At 46.6% G+C, this 1,218-nt stretch carries 2 protein-coding genes; one reads left to right on the forward strand and one right to left on the reverse strand.

Features of this window, described 5'->3' with window-relative positions; all coding sequences use genetic code 11:
- Positions 1-87: 87 nt before the first annotated feature.
- On the forward strand, positions 88-942 hold the full coding sequence (gene purU / locus A3750_RS21815; RefSeq protein ID WP_068451069.1) for a formyltetrahydrofolate deformylase: 855 nt from the start codon (positions 88-90) through the stop codon (positions 940-942).
- A 71-nt stretch (positions 943-1,013) separates the two neighbouring features.
- Here purU and A3750_RS21820 read toward each other — a convergent pair.
- Positions 1,014-1,218: hypothetical protein (locus A3750_RS21820; protein WP_231871916.1), on the reverse strand; the 205-nt coding region annotated here is incomplete at its 5' end.

Raw genomic sequence — 1,218 nt, forward strand, 5'->3', positions numbered from 1 at the left:
TGGCTGGTCTGTAAATAATAATGATAAACGGGGTTGGCCCCGCTTTGTTGGGGAGATCCCCAGAATTAAAAAGGTCGAGTAGTAATAATGGAAAGAACCTATCGCTTGGTTGTGTCATGCCCCGATCGTACCGGTATTGTGGCAAAGGTTAGTAATTTTTTGGCGACATACAATGGCTGGATTACAGAGGCCAGTTATCATGCAGATCAAAAAAATGGCTGGTTCTTTATGCGTAATGAGATCAAGGCGAGCTCTTTGCCATTCGATCTTGAGAGTTTCAAAGCTGCATTTGCGCCTATTGCTAATGAATACTCGATGAAATGGTCGGTGACAGACTCTCATGTTAAGCCGAAAGTAGTGTTGATGGCGTCCAAGGAGTCGCATTGTCTTGCTGATTTATTGCATCGCTGGCACAGCGATGAGCTGAACGTAGAGATCGTCGCCGTGATTGCAAATCACGAAGATCTGCGCCGCATGGTTGAGTGGCATGATATTCCTTACCACTATGTGCCGGTAACAAAAGACAATAAGCCGCAAGCGTTCAAAGAAGTTGAGGATCTCGTCGATTCTTACGAGACTGATTTGATTGTGCTTGCGCGTTATATGCAAATTTTACCGCCCGATTTGTGCTCGCGTTATTCTGGGCGCGTGATCAATATCCACCACAGCTTTTTGCCAAGCTTTGCAGGGGCAAAGCCGTATCATCAGGCTTATGACCGAGGTGTGAAATTGATTGGTGCGACATGCCATTATGTAACGCAGGATCTCGATGAAGGGCCGATTATTGACCAGGATGTTATTCGCATTAACCACAGTGATACGATCGAAGATATGGTGCGCTTAGGTAAGGATGCTGAAAAATCTGTTCTAGCGAGAGGTGTGCGCATGCACATTGAGGGGCGTGTGATTATTCACGAAAACAAGACCGTGGTATTTGCCTAAACCTAAACCTAAACCTAGATCTAAACCGTAGCCATAGCAGAGAGAGTTGCTCTGGCTACGGTTTGCTTGTCTTACATCGCTAGCTGGTTGCCACCATTTTGTTTGGCGCTGAACGCTAAGTTGTCTGCCTCGCGACTGCCGACAAGCAGGTTGCCTGATGCTGCTTTGACCAGACCGGCCGAGACAGTGACCTGAACGGTCTGATCGTTAATCATTAAAATCTGATCTTCCACTCGTTCAATTAAGCTATTTAAAAAGCGCTCGGCTTGTTCGGCG

It is taken from the genome of Oleiphilus sp. HI0079 (assembly GCF_001635105.1).